This window comes from Cohnella sp. LGH, from assembly GCF_017671885.1.
GTDB classification, from domain to species: Bacteria; Bacillota; Bacilli; order Paenibacillales; family Paenibacillaceae; genus Cohnella; species Cohnella phaseoli.
In genome coordinates this window covers 3,408,198-3,427,287 of sequence record NZ_CP072117.1, presented here as the reverse complement: position 1 = coordinate 3,427,287, position 19,090 = coordinate 3,408,198, and the positions used below count along the sequence as shown (strand labels likewise).

Here is a 19,090-nt window from a genome sequence, read left to right as displayed (position 1 = left end):
GACGTCGCTTGGCCACAACCGACATAATAAGTTCACATTTTCGCCGCGCTTATAGCTCGCAAGAGTCATTTGGAACGAAGGCGATTTTCGTAGAATAGCCTAAGAGAGAATTACGAGGAGGATCAGCGATGAACGCAGCAGAGTTCCGCGTGTTGATCGTCGATGACAGCAGACAGGCTAGGGAAGGGATTCGAACGATTCTCGGGGGCGATGCGCAGTTCCAGATCGTGGCCGAAGGGAGGAGCGGAGAAGAGGCGCTTGCGTTGACCGAGCAATGGATGCCCGACATGATTTTGATGGACATCCATATGGCGGACATGGACGGCCTTGAAGCGACAAGACGGCTGAAGGAAAAGTACCCGTACGTGAAAATCGTCATTGTCACCGTGTCCGACGATATCGCCCATCTGTTCGACGCTTTGAAGAAGGGGGCGCAAGGCTATCTGCTCAAAAACTTGAACCCCAGAGCCTGGTTGGAATATTTGCGCGCGATCGCCGTGGACGAGGTGCCGATGACCCGTGAGCTCGCGTTTCGAATTTTGAAGGAGTTTTCCGCGGCGGAACGGCCGAAGTCTTCTGCGAATCCGCTTACCGCCCGCGAGACGGAAATTCTCGGACTCGTCGCCAGAGGAATGTCCAACCGCGACATTTCATCGGAGCTGACAATCTCGGAGAATACGGTCAAAAATCATTTGAAAAATATTTTGCACAAGCTTCACCTGGAAAATCGCGTCCAGCTCGCAAGATATGCTTATGAGCGAGGCTGGATGGGGGGCAAGCCCGATCGGTAATCCCGCGGCGACGCGCCAGTCCAGCGCTTGAACTGGCGACTGAAATGAGCGATGTCGCGGTAGCCGAGAAGGCTGGAAATATGATCGACGGACAGCGAAGAATCGCGCAGCAGGCGCTGCGCTTCGTCACGGATCATCGTCGACAGGTATTGGCGCGGAGAAATGCCGTACACCCTCTTAAACAGTCGGTTGCAGTGGGATTCGCTGATGCCGAGCTTGCGGGCGATCGCGCCGACGAGCGGACGCTCCCCGTCCGAGTGACCGTGATAGATCGGCTGCTTGGCTGCGGCATGGATAAGAGATTCGATGCGGTGGGCCGTCTCCGGGTGAGGCGGCCTTCTGTCATCCTTCGTATCCGCGCCGGTGGACAGCAGCGAACAAAGCTGGGACAGCAGCTCGTAGAATGCCGCCTGGATGCCGGTTCTAACCGCCAGATCGAACGATTTGTCCGATACGGCGTAGGCGGCCAGCCGGTCCAACGCGGGCCGTATGGCGATACCTTCGGGGGAATCCCCCGCTTTGGCGGAATGTCTGAAGGCGTCCAGCAGATGGAGGAGCGGCGGATCGTCGATCTCGAAATGCAAGCAGAAATAGATAAACCCGCCGGTCGAGCCGGAGCGGCTGGAATGAATGTCACCAGGGCGAATAAGGACAAAATCGCCTTCCTCTAGCCGGCAGGACGCACCGTTAACGATCATCGTCTGGCAGCCTCGGAGGACGTAATTGATCTCGTACTGTTTATGCTCATGAGAGGGGTAAACCCAGTCCGCATTCACTTCTCGCGCGTGCATAAAGGAAATATGGTGGGCCGATCGCAGATCGGGAACGAATCTCTCCGACACGCTGTTTTTAGTTCCCGTACGTAAATTGTCTTCCATGACGCTTTCCCCCCTTGGCCAGGATAGAGCAACTCTATTTTAACAAAATATCGGCTTGATTTGGGTAAATAAAAGGAGAGAAAAGAGCATGGATCGTCTCGCGGCGCGGTGTTACTTTGGGAATAGGCCATAACGACCGCAAAGGAGAGAGCTTATTATATGAACCTTTTTTACAACGCGCACCATTCGCCTATAGGAGCCTTCGCCAGCTTTACTTTGGGTTTTAAAGGAGCGGCGGGAGGACTGGGCCTGGAGCTGGGCAAGCCGGCGGACCATAATGTGTACATCGGAGTGGAGTCGGAGAACGGCAAGCGGCTTTATCGCTCATTGCCATTTTTCGAAAGCGCTGTCGACGAGAGCAGAAGGTATGACGTGGAGAAGGAAGCGGACGACGATGCCGCCGGCCCGCGTATTTATCCCTATTCCGGCGATGATATTCGTCGAGAGCTTCGTCTGGGCACCGACACATGGGAAGCGGAGGACCTCGTGTTTCGCATCTATTCTCCCGCGCATGCCGTTCCGGATCCGGAGCGCGCCTCTCCGGAGGAGCTGAAAGACGCGCTGCTTCCGGCGGTGTTCGCCGAGCTGACCGTCGACAATCGCAAGAGCTCGAAGAACCGCAGAGCTTTCTTCGGATACCGGGGCAGCGACCCTTACGCGAACATGCGGCGGCTGGACGATACGACGAACGGGAAAATGAAGGGAGTCGGGCAGGGACTGATTACCGCGATTGCAACCGACGACTCCTCGGCGCGCTCGGCGATGGGCTTCGGCATGGAACGGATTCTTGGCGCCGAGCTGGAGGAAAACTGGACTTTCGGACTCGGGATGACGGGAGCGATTGTTACGGACGTGCCTGCAGGGGAAATCCGCACGGTCCGCTTCGCGATCTGTTTCTACCGCGGTGGCGTTGCGACATCGGGGATGGAGACGAGCTATTATTATACGAGGCTGTTTCGCAACATCGAAGAGGTCGCCGATTATGCGCTGGCGCATTTCGATCGGTTGACGGAAGCTTGCGCGGCCGCGGATGAGGAGGTTGAGGCCTCCGGACTGAACGATAGCCAGAAATTTATGCTGCGCCATTCCGTCCACAGCTACTATGGCAACACGCAGCTGCTCGCGGATAAGGACGGCAAGCCGCTTTGGGTCGTCAACGAGGGCGAATACCGGATGATGAATACGTTCGATCTGACTGTGGATCAGCTGTTTTTCGAGATGAAGCTGAACCCGTGGACGGTTCGCAACGTGCTCGATCAGTTCGTCGATCGCTACAGTTACGAAGACCAAACCCGTTTCCCCGGAGAAAGCAAGCTTCATCCCGGAGGGATCAGCTTTACGCACGACATGGGCGTCGGCAATGTCTTTTCGCGCCCGTCGTATTCTTCCTACGAAATGTACGGCATCGACGGTTGCTTCTCGCATATGACGCATGAGCAGCTCGTCAACTGGATTCTATGCGCCGCAGTGTACGACGAGCGTTCCGGAGACCGGGAATGGCTGCAGGGAAAATCAGGTCTGCTAGAGGCCTGCTTCCAAAGCATGCTCAACCGGGATCATCCCGATTCGGACAAGCGCAACGGACTGATGGGGCTGGACAGCTCCCGCACGATGGGCGGGGCCGAGATTACGACGTACGACAGCCTCGACGTGTCGCTCGGGCAGTCTCGAAATAATCTGTACATGGCCGGCAAGTGCTGGGCGGCCTATGTCGCGATGGAGAAGCTGTTCGCTCGCTTCGGGAAGCCGGATCTGGCCGTGATGGCCGGAAGTCAAGCGGAGAGGTGCGCATCCACGATCGCCGCGCAGCTCAACGAACAGGGCTATATTCCGGCGGTCATCGGCGAAGGCAACGACTCTAAGATCATTCCGGCGATTGAAGGGTTGATTTTCCCTTACATGACGGGGAACGAGGAGGCGCTGGACCGGAATGGGCGTTACGCGCCCTACTTGCAGGCGCTGCGGACGCATCTGGATCACGTGTTCTCGAGCGGCGCCTGCCTGTTCCCGGACGGGGGCTGGAAACTGTCGTCGACCAGCGATAACTCTTGGCTCAGCAAAATTTATTTATGCCAGTTTATCGCCCGCCGCATTATGGGCGTCGATTTCGGCGACGGCGGCATCGCAGCCGACAAAGCGCACGTAAGCTGGCTGACGCATCCCGAGCTGTCTTATTGGAGCTGGAGCGATCAGATTCTCGCCGGGAATATCATCGGCAGCAAGTTTTATCCGAGAGGCGTAACCAGCGTCCTTTGGCTGGAAGAATAGAGGCTGGCGAGGGGAGGAGCGGAAGGAGCGAGGTCAATTTCAGACACGTCAAGGCCAAGAAAGCGCCTCGCTCCTCCATCCGCTGGCCAGCTGTTCAAAAAAACGTACGGCGTCTACTTCAATGAGCATTTGCTGCAGATCCGCATACCCGAAGCGAAAAGACAGCTCAGGCAGACGGACCGCAAAGTTTATGAGACAGCGGCTAACGTCGGCTTCGGCAACTCGGATTATTTCGTGATAGAAAAACAGGCATCGCCATGAACAACGCGCGGGGGCTGAACAAAATGCTGTCGCCGACTTCGGTTCTGCAATGACGACGATCATGCAAGTCATCGGGTTATTACGGCATACCGTTCCCGCAATGATACTTCGATAAGGACATTGGGAGGCGTAAAAGATTGATGGATAACATAGCGAGCTCAGGCGCTTATCATTCGGGAAAATACCGCAATTTGCTGGCGGAGTACGGTTATGATGAGAAGGAAATAGCGGACAGGCTGGCGTTAGGTTGGGAGCAGTTATTCGGCGACCGCGAGGAGACCCGGATCTATTATCCTGCTGGCGAAGATATGGGCTATATGCTGGATACCGGGAACCTCGACGTCAGAACGGAAGGCATGTCTTACGGAATGATGATGGCTGTGCAGCTTGACCGGCGCGACGTGTTCGACCGGCTGTGGAAATGGACGTACAAGCATATGTACATGGACGAGGGAGAAAATGCGGGCTATTTCGCCTGGTCGTGCGAGCCCGACGGAACGAAGCGTTCGCACGGCCCGGCTCCCGACGGCGAGGAATATTTCGCGCTGGGGCTTTTTTTCGCCTCGCACAGATGGGGAGACGGCGCGCCTCCGCTTGATTACGGGGCCAAGGCGCGCGAGCTGCTGAGCGTATGCGTTCACAAAGGCGAGGACGGAATTGGCCATTCGATGTGGAATCGGCACAATAAGCTGATCAAGTTCGTGCCGAACTGCGAGTACACGGACCCGTCCTATCATCTACCTCATTTCTATGAATTGTTTGCGCTGTGGGCGAACGAGGAGGATCGAGTTTTCTGGACGGAAGCGGCCGCGGCGAGCCGGAAATACTTAAAGCTTGCCTGTCATCCGGAGACGGGATTGGCTCCCGAGTATGCTTATTATGACGGTATGCCGAACGACGAGCGCGGCTACGGTCATTACTTCAGCGACTCGTACCGGGTCGCCGCCAACGTCGGACTGGATGCGGAATGGTTCGGGGCGACGGAGTGGATGCGCGAGGAAGCCCGGAGGATTCAGCAATTTTTCTCCGACAAGCATCCTAAGGATTACCGCAGATATACGATTTCGGGAGAGCCGTTCGAAGAGAAATCGCTGCACCCCGTCGGCCTGATCGCGACCAATGCGATGGCTTCGCTCGCCAATCCTGAAGGCGAGTTTGCCAGAGCCTGCGTCGAACTGTTCTGGAATACCCCCGTGCGAACGGGAGACAGACGATATTATGACAATTGCCTGTATCTGTTCGCCATGCTCGCATTAAGCGGGTCATTCCGAATTTGGCATCCGAGATCATGAGAAACACGATAGGGAACGGCTACGATTGTTGGTTGAACTATAAGTTTATTGCCGATGACCGATTGAGGAAAGCTTACGAGCGGCGCTGCTCGCGTCTGTCCGTGATCGGCGATTCGCCAGTGATGCGGAGCGGACGTTAGGTTCCGGCACGGGGTATACCGGACAGTATCATTCACCCAATTGCGACATTTACGAATCTCCCGAGAGTTGTCCGGACGAGCTGCTGCAGCTTTGGGATTCCCCGCGGGACCGGATCGTCAAGCCCGTATTTCGCAGCGTGAGAGAACGCTCGTCCATCAGGAGGAGCATGCCTGCGAGTGGCGAAACGTGGTGAACGCTTATTTCTACCGCAATCCGTCATCCCGGACCGACATGGTCGCACGATCTATTAACCGTAGGGAGGATGCGGTCAGGAATTGTGGAAGGGATGTGCACGGACTTGAGCAAGGAACGAGGCAAGAAGGCGGATCAAGTAAAGGGGGGCTGAGGATGACGGAGTTGACCGTCCGGGACGTCGTCGACGCGCTGGCGGAATGGGGCGGCGCGTCGATCGGAGAAGCGGACCGGTTGTTGGCCGGAGAGCCTGCGACGGCGGTGCGAGGAATCGCCGTGGCGTTCACAGCAACGATTGGCGCGATGCAGGAGGCAGCAGACTCGGGCGCGAGCCTGCTCATTGTTCATGAAGGGGCTTTCTATTCCCATGAGAACGATCCGGCAGCTTGGCTTGCTTGCGCCGCGTTCTACGAGGAGAAGAGGCGCCGAATAGCGCGAAGCGGCTTGGCGATCTATCGCTGCCACGACACACTGCACCGCTGCCACCTGGACCTCATTACGGAGGGGCTGATTCGCGAGCTCGGGTGGCAACGCTGTGTTGCCCAGCACCTGCCGGCCGCTTCGCTGATCGAGCTTTCGGAGCCGATGACCGGAGTGCAGGTCGTCAGGCATGTCAAGCAGCGGCTTGGTCTGGACCGGGTTCGCGTGGCCGGGAACCTGAAGGTCGACTGCTTGAGGATCGGTTTGCTTGTCGGCTATCGAGGGGGTGGAAAGCTGGCCATTCCATTGTTTGACCGCTATGGCGCGGACCTCGTCCTGTACGGCGAAGGACCGGAATGGGAGACACCCGAGTATGTGCGGGACCTGGCCGAAATGGGCGGGAGAGGCGCCATTATTGCATTGGGCCATCTGGAGAGCGAGCAACCGGGCATGAAACTGCTGACAGAGCGACTCCAAGCGCTCTTTCCGGGCGTGCCGGTTAGTTTCTGCCCAGTTGCTCCGGCGTTGCGCAGCCTCTAACAGAAAAAGCAATAAAGCAAGCAGGATGTCTCACGGTCACCATGACCGGGGGCATCCTTTTTTGCGTTTGTTGGACGTCCGTCCCTTAATGCGAGTTATAGATGAGGAGGCTTGGCGTAAATCCGGTTGTACCGCTGCTGAAGGCCGTTGGAGATCAGTTGAAAGCCCATAATAAGCAGAACGTAAGCCGCCAGAGGAATGAACAGGATCCATTGCTTCGTGTAAAGGAAGCCTCGCGCCTGTCCGATCAGGCCAGCCCATTCGTTGGTGCGGCTGTGGTATTCGGGAGGATCCATGTACATCGTCGTGCCGCCTACGAACAGATTAAAAATCGCCAGCTGGCCGAACAGCGTCAGTACGAGTACGATTTCCTGCACGATCAAAATCAGAAAGCTCTCCTTCAGAAACGGGAACAAGTGGGAACGAACGATGGTCCAATGGCCGGCGCCGAGAGATTCGCTGGCAAGCACGTAAGGCCGCTCGCGAAGAACGATCGTTTTATCCTTAATTGTCGACAGGACGGAAGGGATGCCGACCGCCGTCAGTACGAACGCCAACAGCAGAGAAAGCTGCGGCGGGGAAAGGGCGGAATTGATCGAAATGCCGATTAGCAGCAGCCATGTGATCAGAAAGATCGGGATGCCGTTGAGCGCTTTCCAGGAGTCTGTCGGTTGTTTCTCGGGTTGGCGTTCGCGGAAGTAGCCGAGCAGCATGCCGATCAGACCGCCGATGAATACGCGCGCGAACCCGATCCCGAAGGAGAGGAACAGCGTGTACTTTGCTCCGTCGAGCAGCTTGGTCAGCAGGTCGTAGCCGTACTTGTCCGTCCCGAATGGGTATCGTTGGCCGGGCGGGGCCGGTGGAGCGATAACCGTTCCTTTGCCTTGATCGTCCACGATATATTCGATTTTCAGTTGGTCTTGCAGGTCATGGGGAGAAAGGTATCCGCCAAGCAGAGCTCCCAGCGTCATCAGGACAATAATCGCAAGTCCGATTGTTAAGCTTTTGTTCATCGGGAGATCACCTTCTCCCATCCCCATAGATAGAGCCTTATCAATCCGTATACAATGGCGTACAGAACAATTGATGTCATTAATCCATTAACGACCAGCGCATATTGATAGCCGCCGAAGCCGATGGCGTCCGAGAACAGAAACATGCCAACCCCGTTCAGATTATACAAGTACTCCAGGATGAACATGTTGCCCATCAAAATGCCGAGCAGCTTGTGCAGATCCGCCTTGAAGAAAGGCAGGACGTTAGGCAGGGCGTGATAAAAAACGATGCGCATTTTGCCCAGTCCGCGCGCTTTTGCAAAGCCGATATAATCTTCGCTTAGCGTAAGCCTCATTTGCACCGCCACGTTGCGGATCATGTAGTTGGCCGGGATGAGAGCGGCGGAGAAAAGCGGAAGCGCGATCGCGGGATCGTCGGTGGACAAGCTGGCAACCTGGAACACGACAAGTCCGGTTTTCGAGGCGATAAAAACAACGGAGAACTGCAGCAGCAAAATCAGGACAAAATCCGGCAAAGCGCCGAATAGCTCGACGATTCTCTTAAGCCATTCGACTCTGGAGAGAGCAAAGTAGACGCCGATGAGCAGGCCGAGCGTCATGCCGATCAAGCTGCCGAAGAAAATATAAAATAACGATACTTGGAAGGAGACTCCGATCCGATCCCAGAAGGAGTATTCGTACTTGCCCGATACGAAGCGGAAGGAGTCGCCCGAACCCAGCCCGGAGAAGTAATCGCTTAGGGCCGCAAAGCTTTGCGACCATTGCAGCCTGAGCGGGCCTCCGTCGCCGTCCATTTGCAGCAGCAAAGGAAGCAGGGAGACGGCAAGTATGAACGCGAGGGCGACGGGAACGACCATCGCGGTTTTGACAACCCTGAGCATGCCGAATTCCGCATCCTTTTTCTCGTTTTGATTCATCTAGTATAGCTTCGGATAAAGGACATGAGAAGCGGATTTTGCAGAACCCGATACATTTGCACGATTTTTTACAATAATCAACGGACTGCTCCCCCATACGCTGTATTTTCGACGCGCAAGTAATAAAATGGAGGCATTGCAAGGCTAATTCGGGGGTGGATGCCGTTGAAAAAGAGAAGCATGACGTTGATCGCCGCGACGGCCTTGGCGCTTCTGTCTGCAGGCTGCGCTTCAAAGCCCGACGGGGGAGGGGAATGGAAGAAGTTCGAGAAGGACGAGCAGGCGGTATTAAAGGTAATGTATTGGGACGAGCAATCGTTCCATGAAGAATACGGGACCCTGTTCCGGAGCCAATATCCGAACGTTGAATTCGAAGTCATCGGACTTCCCGTCGGTTCGGACCCGTCGCTTTCGGTTACGGAGCTGTACAACCGGTATATCGATGCGAACAAGCCGGATATTCTATTCGTCGATAAGCATCGGTGGCTTGTCGAGGAAGGAAGGTTGCTGGAGCTGGACCCGATCATCAAGCAGCAGCAATTCGATTTGGACAGGTACATGCCTGCGGTTCTGTCGAAGCTTCGGGAGGAAGGGGACGGCAAGCTGTACGGTTTGTCCCCGAATTTCAGAAGCTTCGGGATCTACTATAATGCCGAGATGTTCCGGAAATACGGGGTAGAGCCGCCAACCGATTCGATGACCTGGGAGGAAATATTCGATTTGGCCCGGCGGTTTCCGGCTGACGGAGCCGGGGACGAGCGGATATACGGGTTTTCGCTGGACGGGTTTGCTCCGCCGTTAGCGGACGTCTTGTACAGTCTGATGTCCCAAAACAAGAAAATTCTCGATTCGTCGGGCACGGCGGTCGGGCTGGACGGGGATTCCTGGAGGCGGACATTCGAATCGATCGTAAGCGTCGTGCGGTCGGGGGCCTACTATGTGCCTACACCTGAAGAGACGGCGAAGCGCACCCGATTTGAGGAGGACGACCGTTTCCTGATGGGGAAATCGGCCATGACCTATCGGGATCACTTTTACCTGCGACAGGTAGACAACTCCTCCTTAGATTGGGCGGTCGTCTCCGCTCCGGTCGATGCGCGCAATCGCACGCAGAGCAGCGTCTACGAGCTTGGTCCGGCATTCGTGATCAGCAGCCAGTCCGCCAATCCTCGTGCGGCATGGGAGTTCGTCAAGTATGCCAATTCCTCGGAGTTCGCTCAAATTAGAAGCAACGCGAGCAGCGATTTCTTATTCAGCAGAACCGAATACATCCGATCGCCGTCGAAACGGGACATCTCGGCGTTGTATAAACTCGATCCAATCGCGAACGCAACCGATGAGTTCGTGGCCTTCGAGCCGAGAGTGAGGATCGATTTGGTACAGTTGATCGCAAGCGAGCTAGCTGCCGCAGGAGCAGGACAGAAGACGCTGGACGAAGCGATCGCAGCGATGCGCGAAGACGGGGGCGCGCTGTTGGTCGAGGCGAAGGCCAAGATGAAATGACGCAGCCACTCATTTGAATGGTTAAGGAAAGGTGCGGACAGACTAGATAAGACAGTCCGTATAAAGGGGGCAAGCAAAGTGTATGCCTTATTGGGGATCTTGGGAGCAGCAGCTTGCATTTACGGCCTAGTGGGGTCGATCGTCATACTTCGAAATCAACAGCGAAAAGCCGGCGAAATGGATAAAGATGCAAGCTTGACCCAAGTAAAGCATCCGGTCCTCGCCAATCCGATCTTTCTTCTCTACGTCGTAATCCCTGTGCTTACGATCGTCATCGCCATGGTCTGGATTTTTATCACGGAGTCCTAAACGGAGGAATAGACATGAGCAAGCAAAAATATTATGTGTCCGTTCAGGCGAAAACGATATTGCCCAATCAAGGGGATGCAGCGTACGAGCTTGAAATTGAAGCTGAGCCTGAAGACGTACGACAGCTTCTTGAACTGTTCGAGGAGATGGAAAGCTTCGATAATGCAAGCGGTTTTAGGAATCTCATACCCGGAATTCCATACCATCATGACCAAGAAAACGACGGTTACGATTATTATCTTCGCGAAGTCTATAATAAGCTTCAAGAGGTCGGAACCGATGAGACGAAAAAACATATTTCCCAGATGAACCTGGAATAAGAGGCCCCCAGTGGGTATATCTCCGACTTTCCAATACGTTTTGGCCGAGATTGTTGAAAACGTTTGGGCAGTATGCTAAAATACTTCTAATTTAATTTCAGGTATTGGGGATGAATGAGAGAATGTGATTTTTCTTGCTAATAAAACAGCAAAGCGTACATTTCGCCTGTTTTGTTATGCAAGAAAATTACCTTCTCTTAGCTGTTTCGCCCATATTCTTATCCAGTTCCTATAAATAGGGATTGGATTTGCCGTATGAAACGAGCCGCGAGAAGATAATTTTCTTGCGGCTTTATTATTTATACGGAGGGATATATTTTATGTCATTAATTCATGTTAAAAATCTAACGTTTGCCTACGAAGGCAGCTACGATAACATTTTCGACAACGTCAGCTTTCAGATCGATACCGATTGGAAGCTGGGATTCACGGGAAGAAACGGCAGAGGAAAGACGACCTTCCTCAAACTGCTGCTCGGGAAATACGAATTCGAAGGAACGATTCATGCCAACGTCGATTTTGAATACTTTCCGTTCCCCGTACGCAACAGGTCGAGCAATACGCTGGACGTCATAGACGAAATTTTGCCGGATTACGAATATTGGCAGCTGTCGCGCGAGCTTTCGTTGCTTAAGATGACCGATGACGCGTTGTATAGGCCGTTCGATTCCCTTTCCAACGGAGAACAGACGAAGGTGCTGCTCGCCGCGCTGTTTCTTAAGGAAAATAGCTTCCTGCTAATCGACGAGCCGACAAACCATTTGGATCTGAACGGCAGACAAATCGTCAGCGATTACTTGAAAGCCAAGAAAGGCTTTATCCTCGTTTCGCACGACAGAGCTTTTCTCGACAACTGCGTGGACCATATTTTGTCGATCAATAAGACGAACATCGAGATACAGCGCGGGACCTTCTCCGACTGGTGGGATAACAAGCAGCGCCAGGACAATTTCGAGCTGGCCGAGAACGATAAGCTGAAAAAGGACATTAAGCGTCTGTCCGATGCGGCCAAACGGACCGGCAAGTGGTCGGACGAGGTGGAGAAATCAAAAACCGGCATTAAGAACGCCGATTTTTTCGTAGACAGAGGCTATATCGGCCATAAGGCCGCAAAAATGATGAAGCGCTCCAAATCGATGGAACGCAGGCAGCAGGAAGCGATCGACGAAAAGTCAAAGCTGCTTAAAAATATCGAAAGCTCAGAGCATCTAAAGCTTGCTCAGCTTGCTTATCATAAGAGTAGGCTCGTCGAGTTGGACCGCGTATCGATCCGCTACGGCGACAGGCGGGTATGCGAGGACGTCAGCTTTGCGGTCGAGCAGGGGGACAGAATCGCGTTGATCGGAGCGAACGGCTCGGGCAAATCGAGCATTCTCAAGCTGGTTTGCGGAGAGCAAATCGATTATGAAGGCGCGGTCAGAACGGGCAGCCAACTGAAAATCTCTTACGTTTCGCAGGATACTTCGCATTTGCGGGGCAACTTGACGGACTATGCGCGAAGCTTCGGCATAGACGAGAGTCTGTTCAAGTCGATTTTGCGCAAGCTTGATTTTGCCCGAGTCCAGTTCGACAAGGACATTTCCGCTTACAGCGGGGGGCAGAAGAAAAAGGTGCTGATCGCCAGAAGCTTGAGCGAACAGGCGCACCTGCACGTATGGGACGAACCGCTTAACTTCGTGGATGTCATCTCGCGCATGCAGATCGAAGAGCTGCTGCTCGAGCACTCGCCTACGCTGCTGTTCGTGGAGCACGACAGGGAGTTTTGCGACAATATTGCGACTCAGGTGGTGCGTTTATAAGCGACGCCAACGAGTGGACAGAGTCATTTCGCCATCCGTCTGCGGAATAAGGCGACTCCGGTCATCAGCAGAAGCGGACCGACGTAGGCGAGATTGTTGATCAGCGGCCAGGTGAGGTTAACGAGTTCTTCCATCGACGCTTCATTGGTATAGGTCGTAATCGACAGAAGCAGGCAGACGAACGATACGGGAAACACGAGAATGCGTTCGTCCTTCAGTCCCAACAGCTGCGTTACCGTTCGCATCAAAATGTGAAGCAGGATGGAGGCCTTGAAATAAAAACCGACGATAAGCGAGAAGCCGATGACGGATTCAATGCGTTCGATAATTTCCTGAATAAAAATAAGCCGTGATAGCTGGTAAAGCGAATATTTGAGGTCTCCCGACAACGGGCCCAGCACCATAATACTGCACACGATCGAGAGGATTAAGGTTGCGCCGTTGATCGCAAGACCGAGGAACAGATGCTTGGAGACGGAGGGCTTGTCCTTGGTCCATACGCAGGGCAGGATCATCGCGAACGCCACCAGCTCGGAATAGGGAAAGCCGTAGGCGATATATGCGGCGTTAAGGACCGGGCCGATGCCCTCCGGCATGAGGGGAAGAAGATATTCCGGATGATACAGATTGCCGACCAGGACGCATACGAGAATAATGAAGCCGAACATCAGCACGAGCAGTACGGCTACCATTCTGGCGATCGCTTCGATGCCTGCGCGAACGGTCAGGGCGATGGTGGCGAACAGCAAGGAATTTACCGCGTAAGTCGGCGTTTCCTTGAGCATCGTGCTTTTGAAAAATAGACCGATTTCGATCACGATGCCCGCGACATGCCAGAACATGACGCAGGTAAACGGGATGAACAGCAATGCGGTCGCGGCGCGTCCAATTAGCAGTCGGCTGTATTCGATCATCGATTGCTCCGGAAACCGGCGGAACAAATACAGGACGCACGCCAGAAGAAGCATGCCCATGGCGAGGGCGATCAAGAGAGCGATCCAGCCTCCGTTGCCGGCGACGTTCGTCAAAGGCGCGGGAATGATGACGATGGACGAGCCCGTCATAAAAAACAGGAACAGCATCGTCATTTGAACCGAGTTGATCCGTTCCAACTTATCCATAGCCTCTCCGCCTTACCTTGTTCGATTAGGATTGCGCCGGGTTGAGTCGCCGGACGAGCAGTTCGGCAGGTCGCTGGAACCGGTCGAACAGCATGTCCAGGTTGGGCAACGGCGCATCCGTTACGAAAATAACGGCAAGATACAAAACTACCGCACATAGCGCACCGTACAGGAGTCGTTCGCCTCTGCCCGTTCCGCCGAGCTTGGGAAGATCGGCAATGAGCATTCCGGCGGCCAACGCGAGCAGGCAAACGAGCTTTTCGAACACGGTTAATCCTCCTTTTGCCCGAAGGGCGTTCCGACATTCATGCCGGTGCTGATGACTTCCACTTGCACTTTGATCCGAAAGCGGCTCCGGGCGAACAATTCGTCCCAGGAAGGCTCCAGACGCTTCCATAGCTTCGGGCTTTTTCGATAGAGCCGGTTGCCGATTCCGATAACGTCGACTTGGTTCCTCTGAAGCTGGGAGAGGGCGTGCGCCATTCGCTCCTCGACCCGTTCGGCGATTCTGCTTTCGAATTTCCTCGTGTCCGCCGCCGATTTCAGATGCGAGCACCGCAGCTCGCCGATCATCGCCTTAATCCGCACGTCGATGTCGACCGTTACCTCGTCGTCCTCAATGTGCGGAACGATCGTACTGACCAGCGAAATGACCTCGACCGACTCCTTGTCGTTAATTTCGGCCTTGGCGGCGCCTAAACAAGGAAACTCCACTATTCCGCTTTTGTACCGGTCCGTCAGCATCAAGTAGGCTTCCGAATCTTTCTCCTCCAGAACGGTCACCAGTTTGCTATCTTTGACCATGGCAATTTTGGAAATGGTCGCGGTGCGGCCGGAATCGCTCTTATGAATAAACGGAATGTCCGAGGCTCGCGAAGGGCTTTTCAGGTGAATGGCCAACTCGTACAACGGAATGCTCGTTGTTTTGGCAGAATAAAGAGAGCCGTTTGTTTCCATCTTTTTGTACTGCTGGCCTACGGTTTGCTCGATATAGGGAGGGATCTTCAAATAGTCTCCGGCTCGTCCTTCGGCAATAAGCGGCAGTACCGTTCCTCGCGGCTCATGATCCCGAGAGAAATAATCGAGAATTTCCCGGATATTTTGCGACCGCGCGAGCTGTTCTCCGATCAAAATAACGCGCATATGATCCCATTTCGCTTTGCGGCCGAACTTCATGGGAACGTCGCGAATAGCTTCGAACAGCGTCTTTCCGCTCGTGCTGATGTTGATGCCCTTCTGCGCAGCCTTGACTTCCTCTCCCATTCCCATTTTGCTCGACGGATTGTAGAATAGCGTCGTAAGCTGAAGCAGGCCGTCTTCACCGTGATCAATCGCTACAGCCTGGACGTAACCGTATTCGTCCAGCTCGTGATTGTCCCAGCAGCCTGCCGTCAACAAGAGTAACAACAGGGCGGCGGCGATGGAGAAGAGCGGCCTCATGCTCGTTGTTTTCCCTTCGGGCCGCCGCGGCGCAAATGTCGGTTACGCGGCGATCGCAGAAGCACGAGACGCGGGAATACGATCAGCGAATCCCTGAGGCGGCTGATGTCCAGCGGTCCGAACGAGGCCAAGTACGGCTGGCCGAGCGATCGCAGCTGTGACAGATGCAAATAGATGAGAAGAAAGCCGACCATAATGCCGAGTCCGCCAAACGTTGCAGCCAGAAGCATAAGCGGAAACCGCAAAATCCGGATGGCGATCGCCATATTGTATTGCGGAAGCGCGAACGACGCGATTCCCGTAAGGGCTACGACTATGACCATGACCGGCGAAGCGATCTGCGATTGAATAGCTGCCTGGCCGATGACAAGGGCGCCGACGATGCTTACGGCAGAGCCGATCGGACGAGGCAGGCGAATGCCGGCTTCCCGGAGCAGCTCGAAGAAAAATTCCATGATGAGCGCTTCGACAAGCGCAGGGAACGGAATGCCTTCCCGCGTATTCAGAATCGCCAGCAGCAGTACCGTCGGGATAAGCTCCGAATGAAAGGTGGACAAGGCGATATAGGTGCTCGGAAGCATCAACGCTATGATGAACGCGAACATCCTCAGGAAGCGGATGAGCGACGAGAACACCGTGCGATAGTAATAATCTTCGCTGGTCACGAAAAATTCCAGGAAAATGCCCGGACAGATGAGAATGGACGGGCTTCCGTTTACCAGCGCGATAATTTTGCCGTCGAGCAGCGCGGACACGGCGGTATCCGGCCGTTCTGTATAACGTACCTGCGGAAACGGCGAATAGCTGGAATCCTCGATCCATTCCTCCAAATAAGAGGTTTCGAGGATTTCCGCCTGACCCACATCGGCGATTCGGCGCTTGAACTCGGCCAGCGTCTCCTCCTTGACGCTTCCGGACAAGTAGCCGTAAGCAATCTTCCTGTTGCTCTGCTCTCCGGCGGTGACAAATTCGAATTTCAAATTGGGCGACTTCAGCAGAGAACGCAGAACGCCGACATTGCGATCGAGATTTTCGATCGTGCTCACATGCGGGCCTTGCACGCTCGGCTCGGTGATCGCCTCCGACGGTTGGCGTTGTTCAAGATGAAGGGCGTCGTAGGCAAGCGCTTTGTTCCACCCGTCGAAAAAAATAACGACTTTCCCGTCCAACGCGCCGCGTACCGCTTCCCCCACAGTAGCGAGAAGCTCGGCGGACGAAGCGGAAGCGCCGCGATGCTCGTAAAAATGGGCGACCTCCTCCACAGTGACTTCTGTGGCCGGGCCGATGTCGTGAAATACGAGGTTTTGCAGCGTCTCTCTAAGAAAGCTGCGACGGTCGGAGCGGGCAAGCGTCTGAAAATAAACCGAAAAAGCCGATTGCTGCAGCTTCGGTCCATACTGCCATGCCGTCACTTCCAGATCGCCGCAACCGGCAAAAGTTTCTTTCATTCGCCGCAGGCTGTCCGGGAGCAGAGCGGGAATCGGCTCGGCGTGGGAAGTAGAAGACGGAGTCTCGGGTTGGGGCGGTATGCCGGAAGTCGCTTGTCGATAAGTCGGATTTTTCCTCATATGCGCCCGCCTCTACAGGAAAAGGATGACAATAGCGTAATTAAGTTGTCCGATTGGCAGGGGAAATATACAATTTTTGGACTGGTCATAAGGAGAAGCGGCAGAAGGAAGGCGGAGGAGGCGAAGTTTTGCGAACGACAAAAAGAGGCGGACTCATAAGTAGAGTCGCACAAGATCATCCATTCGTACGACTCTTTTTTAGGAGACAGCCTCTATTGCTTGCTGGATCAGCGAACGTAAATGCCTCTGGCGTAAGGTGCGGGCGGCTCTACCTTTCGACTGATAGTCATAATCGCATGAAGCGCCCAGTAAGGATCGTTCAGCATGCCGCGCCCGACGGCGACCAACTCGGCGTCGCCATTGGCCAGAGCCGCCTCGGCCAGGTGAGGTTGGTCGAGATTGCCGACGGCGATGACCGGCACGTTCAGCGTCTCCTTGAAAGCTCGCGCGAACGGAAGCTGGTAGCCCGGATGGTTGGCCGGCTTGCGGCGTCCCGGAGGCGCTTCTCCTCCGCTGGATACGTGAAACATGTCGACGCCGGCGTCTTTGTAGCGCTGCGCGATTCGGAGCGCATGGTCGAGCTCGTAGCCGCCGTCCATATATTCGACCGCGGACATCCGCATAATTAGCGGCATGTTCTGCGGCATTGCGCTGCGGGCGGCTCTGACGACTTCTTCGCCGAAGAGGGCGAGATCGCGTCCGTATTCGTCGGAGCGATTGTTGATGCCAGGAGAATGGAACTGATGAAGCAGATAACCGTGCGCGCCGTGCAGCTCAATGGCGTCGAAGCCGGCCTCGACGGCGCGCCGGACGGAGTCCCGGAACTTGCCGACCATCGCTTGAACCTCCGACGTATCCAACGCCCTCGGTCGCCGGTACACGGTGTTCCCGGCAGCATCCGGAACGGGAATATCCGACGCTCCTACGGGTGCTGGGGCGTCCTCGGCTTTGCGTCCTGCGTGCGCGATCTGGATGGCGATTTTCGCCCCGTATTTATGAACTTCGTCCACGATGCGGGCATAAGCGGGAATTTGCTCGTCCGACCAGAGCCCCAGGTCGCGGTCGGAAATTCTGCCGTCCGGTTCGACGTCGGTCATCTCGACAATGATCAGTCCCGCGCCGCCAACAGCGCGAGAGACATAGTGAACGAAGTGCCAATCGGTCGGCGTGCCGTCCTTCAGCTCGACGGAATACTGGCACATCGGAGGCATGACTATACGGTTTTTCAAGGTAAGTCCCTTCAACGAAAAGGGGGAATCCAGGTGGGTCATCGACGATCTCTCCTCTGCCTATATAAGTTGAATTAATGGAGTGTAAGTCCATTCCCTATCTTCATGCCATTGGGTTATCTCTGCGAAGTCTCATCCTTTGCGTAGGTTTTCGCAGACGGGTCGGCTTTAGCCGCGGCGCGATTCAACGTCCTGCGAATCGCCGCTTCAATCCAGCGCCAGGGAACAAAGCGCGAAGCTGCAACAAGCGTGCGAGCCCCTTGGCCAATCGGATGCCGCAGCGTTTTCGTGCGGCTGGAAACGGCCAGCCGCGCGACCAACGCAGCTACCTCCCGCGGATGAGGAGCGGACTCCGCCGATTTGCGGGCGAAGCCGAGCACGGCGTTAAGCATCCTCTCGTAAGGAGAATCCGGCTTAGCGTGAATCGTGGCGAAGCCTTTGTCCCAGATCGGCGTGCGATAGGCTCCGGGTTCTACAAGGTATACCCGGATGCCGTAAGGCGCAACCTCGTGTCGCAGACTTTCGCTGAAGCCTTCAAGCGCGAATTTGGAGGCGGCGTAGACTCCGTAACCGGGCAAACCGACCCTCCCGCTGACGCTGCCGATGTGGATGACGGTTCCTTCGCCTTGTCGGCGCATCGCGGGCAGCACGGCCTGCGTTACCGCAACGACGCCGATCAAGTTCGTTTCCAGCTGCGCTCGCCACGCTTCCAGCGGAACCTCTTCGACAAAGCCGCCAACGGCATAACCGGCGTTATTGACGAGCACGTCGATCCGTCCGTAGCGCTCGAGCGTCTGCGCAACGACCGCTTCTATTGAAGCGGCGTCTGTGACGTCGAGCCGGGCAACTTCCAATTTGTCGGCGACGCCAAGCCGTTCGGCTTCCTGAAGCAGCGGATCGCGACGCTGCGGATCGCGCATTGTCGCAACGACGCGACAGCCTTTATTCGCCAAAGAGAGGGAAATCAACAGACCGAAGCCGCTTGAGGCTCCGGTTACGAGCGCGATTCGCTCAACGGTCGACATGGACCAACCTCCTTTCCGGTTGCGGATGCCGTGCGGATGTCTATCAGTTTACCACTTTTT

Annotated in this window: 17 protein-coding genes and 1 pseudogene; 9 read left to right on the top strand and 9 right to left on the bottom strand. The window is 55.2% G+C overall.

Annotation, left to right across the window (positions count from 1 at the left end):
- The first annotated feature begins 128 nt into the window (after positions 1–128).
- The gene (locus J4772_RS14590) at positions 129–791 is read left to right on the top strand and encodes a response regulator (protein ID WP_209075780.1); all 663 of its coding nucleotides are present in this window, start codon (positions 129–131) and stop codon (positions 789–791) included.
- Here the strand turns inward: J4772_RS14590 and J4772_RS14585 are convergent.
- Positions 752–1,669: an AraC family transcriptional regulator gene (locus tag J4772_RS14585; protein WP_209075779.1), complete on the bottom strand. Its 918-nt coding sequence runs from the start codon at positions 1,667–1,669 to the stop codon at positions 752–754. The two genes, J4772_RS14590 and J4772_RS14585, sit on opposite strands and share 40 nt — an antisense overlap.
- A 159-nt stretch (positions 1,670–1,828) precedes the next feature.
- On the opposite strand from J4772_RS14585, the gene J4772_RS14580 reads away from it, so the two are divergent.
- From J4772_RS14580 to J4772_RS14560, 4 genes and pseudogenes are all read left to right on the top strand, one after another.
- Positions 1,829–3,937, top strand: a complete 2,109-nt coding sequence (locus tag J4772_RS14580; RefSeq protein WP_209075778.1) for a glycoside hydrolase family 52 protein — start codon at positions 1,829–1,831, stop codon at positions 3,935–3,937.
- A gap of 72 nt (positions 3,938–4,009) precedes the next feature.
- Positions 4,010–4,198 (top strand): annotated as a pseudogene (locus tag J4772_RS14575) (helix-turn-helix domain-containing protein); the annotation flags it as partial.
- A 140-nt stretch (positions 4,199–4,338) separates the two neighbouring features.
- Positions 4,339–5,490, top strand: a complete 1,152-nt coding sequence (locus J4772_RS14570; protein WP_209075777.1) for a family 8 glycosyl hydrolase — start codon at positions 4,339–4,341, stop codon at positions 5,488–5,490.
- Between the two features lie 489 nt (positions 5,491–5,979).
- A complete protein-coding gene (locus J4772_RS14560) occupies positions 5,980–6,783 on the top strand; it encodes a Nif3-like dinuclear metal center hexameric protein (RefSeq protein WP_209075776.1) in 804 nt (267 codons plus the stop codon).
- A 95-nt stretch (positions 6,784–6,878) separates the two neighbouring features.
- Here J4772_RS14560 and J4772_RS14555 read toward each other — a convergent pair whose 3' ends face one another.
- Entirely contained in the window at positions 6,879–7,796 is a 918-nt protein-coding gene (locus J4772_RS14555; RefSeq protein WP_209075775.1) for an ABC transporter permease, read from the bottom strand.
- Positions 7,793–8,716 (bottom strand): ABC transporter permease subunit, encoded by a 924-nt coding sequence (locus tag J4772_RS14550; RefSeq protein WP_209075774.1) that lies wholly within the window; start codon positions 8,714–8,716, stop codon positions 7,793–7,795. Before J4772_RS14550 ends, J4772_RS14555 begins: the two co-directional genes overlap by 4 nt.
- Before the next feature lie 165 nt (positions 8,717–8,881).
- On the opposite strand from J4772_RS14550, the gene J4772_RS14545 reads away from it, so the two are divergent.
- From J4772_RS14545 to abc-f, 4 genes are all read left to right on the top strand, one after another.
- Positions 8,882–10,219, top strand: coding sequence for an ABC transporter substrate-binding protein (locus tag J4772_RS14545; RefSeq protein WP_209075773.1), 1,338 nt, complete (start codon positions 8,882–8,884; stop codon positions 10,217–10,219).
- Positions 10,220–10,396: 177 nt separating this feature from the next.
- On the top strand, positions 10,397–10,528 hold the full coding sequence (locus J4772_RS37345) for a hypothetical protein (RefSeq protein WP_256442719.1): 132 nt from the start codon (positions 10,397–10,399) through the stop codon (positions 10,526–10,528).
- A 14-nt stretch (positions 10,529–10,542) separates the two neighbouring features.
- Positions 10,543–10,848 carry a hypothetical protein gene (locus J4772_RS14540; RefSeq protein ID WP_116064134.1) on the top strand — a complete coding sequence of 102 codons (306 nt, stop codon included), beginning with the start codon at positions 10,543–10,545 and terminating at the stop codon, positions 10,846–10,848.
- Positions 10,849–11,168: 320 nt separating this feature from the next.
- Positions 11,169–12,647: a ribosomal protection-like ABC-F family protein gene (gene abc-f / locus J4772_RS14535; RefSeq protein WP_209075772.1), complete on the top strand. Its 1,479-nt coding sequence runs from the start codon at positions 11,169–11,171 to the stop codon at positions 12,645–12,647.
- A 23-nt stretch (positions 12,648–12,670) separates the two neighbouring features.
- On the opposite strand, the gene J4772_RS14530 is transcribed toward abc-f, so the two are convergent.
- From J4772_RS14530 to J4772_RS14505, 6 genes are all read right to left on the bottom strand, one after another.
- A complete protein-coding gene (locus J4772_RS14530; protein ID WP_209075771.1) occupies positions 12,671–13,768 on the bottom strand; it encodes a GerAB/ArcD/ProY family transporter in 1,098 nt (365 codons plus the stop codon).
- 25 nt (positions 13,769–13,793) lie between these two features.
- On the bottom strand, positions 13,794–14,036 hold the full coding sequence (locus tag J4772_RS14525; protein ID WP_209075770.1) for a hypothetical protein: 243 nt from the start codon (positions 14,034–14,036) through the stop codon (positions 13,794–13,796).
- Between the two features lie 2 nt (positions 14,037–14,038).
- Positions 14,039–15,208 (bottom strand): Ger(x)C family spore germination protein, encoded by a 1,170-nt coding sequence (locus J4772_RS14520; protein ID WP_116064130.1) that lies wholly within the window; start codon positions 15,206–15,208, stop codon positions 14,039–14,041.
- The gene (locus tag J4772_RS14515; protein WP_209075769.1) at positions 15,205–16,776 is read right to left on the bottom strand and encodes a spore germination protein; all 1,572 of its coding nucleotides are present in this window, start codon (positions 16,774–16,776) and stop codon (positions 15,205–15,207) included. Before J4772_RS14515 ends, J4772_RS14520 begins: the two co-directional genes overlap by 4 nt.
- 227 nt (positions 16,777–17,003) lie before the next feature.
- A complete protein-coding gene (locus J4772_RS14510; RefSeq protein WP_209075768.1) occupies positions 17,004–18,047 on the bottom strand; it encodes an NADH:flavin oxidoreductase/NADH oxidase in 1,044 nt (347 codons plus the stop codon).
- A gap of 74 nt (positions 18,048–18,121) precedes the next feature.
- Positions 18,122–19,030, bottom strand: a complete 909-nt coding sequence (locus tag J4772_RS14505; protein WP_209075767.1) for an SDR family oxidoreductase — start codon at positions 19,028–19,030, stop codon at positions 18,122–18,124.
- Positions 19,031–19,090 lie beyond the last annotated feature (60 nt).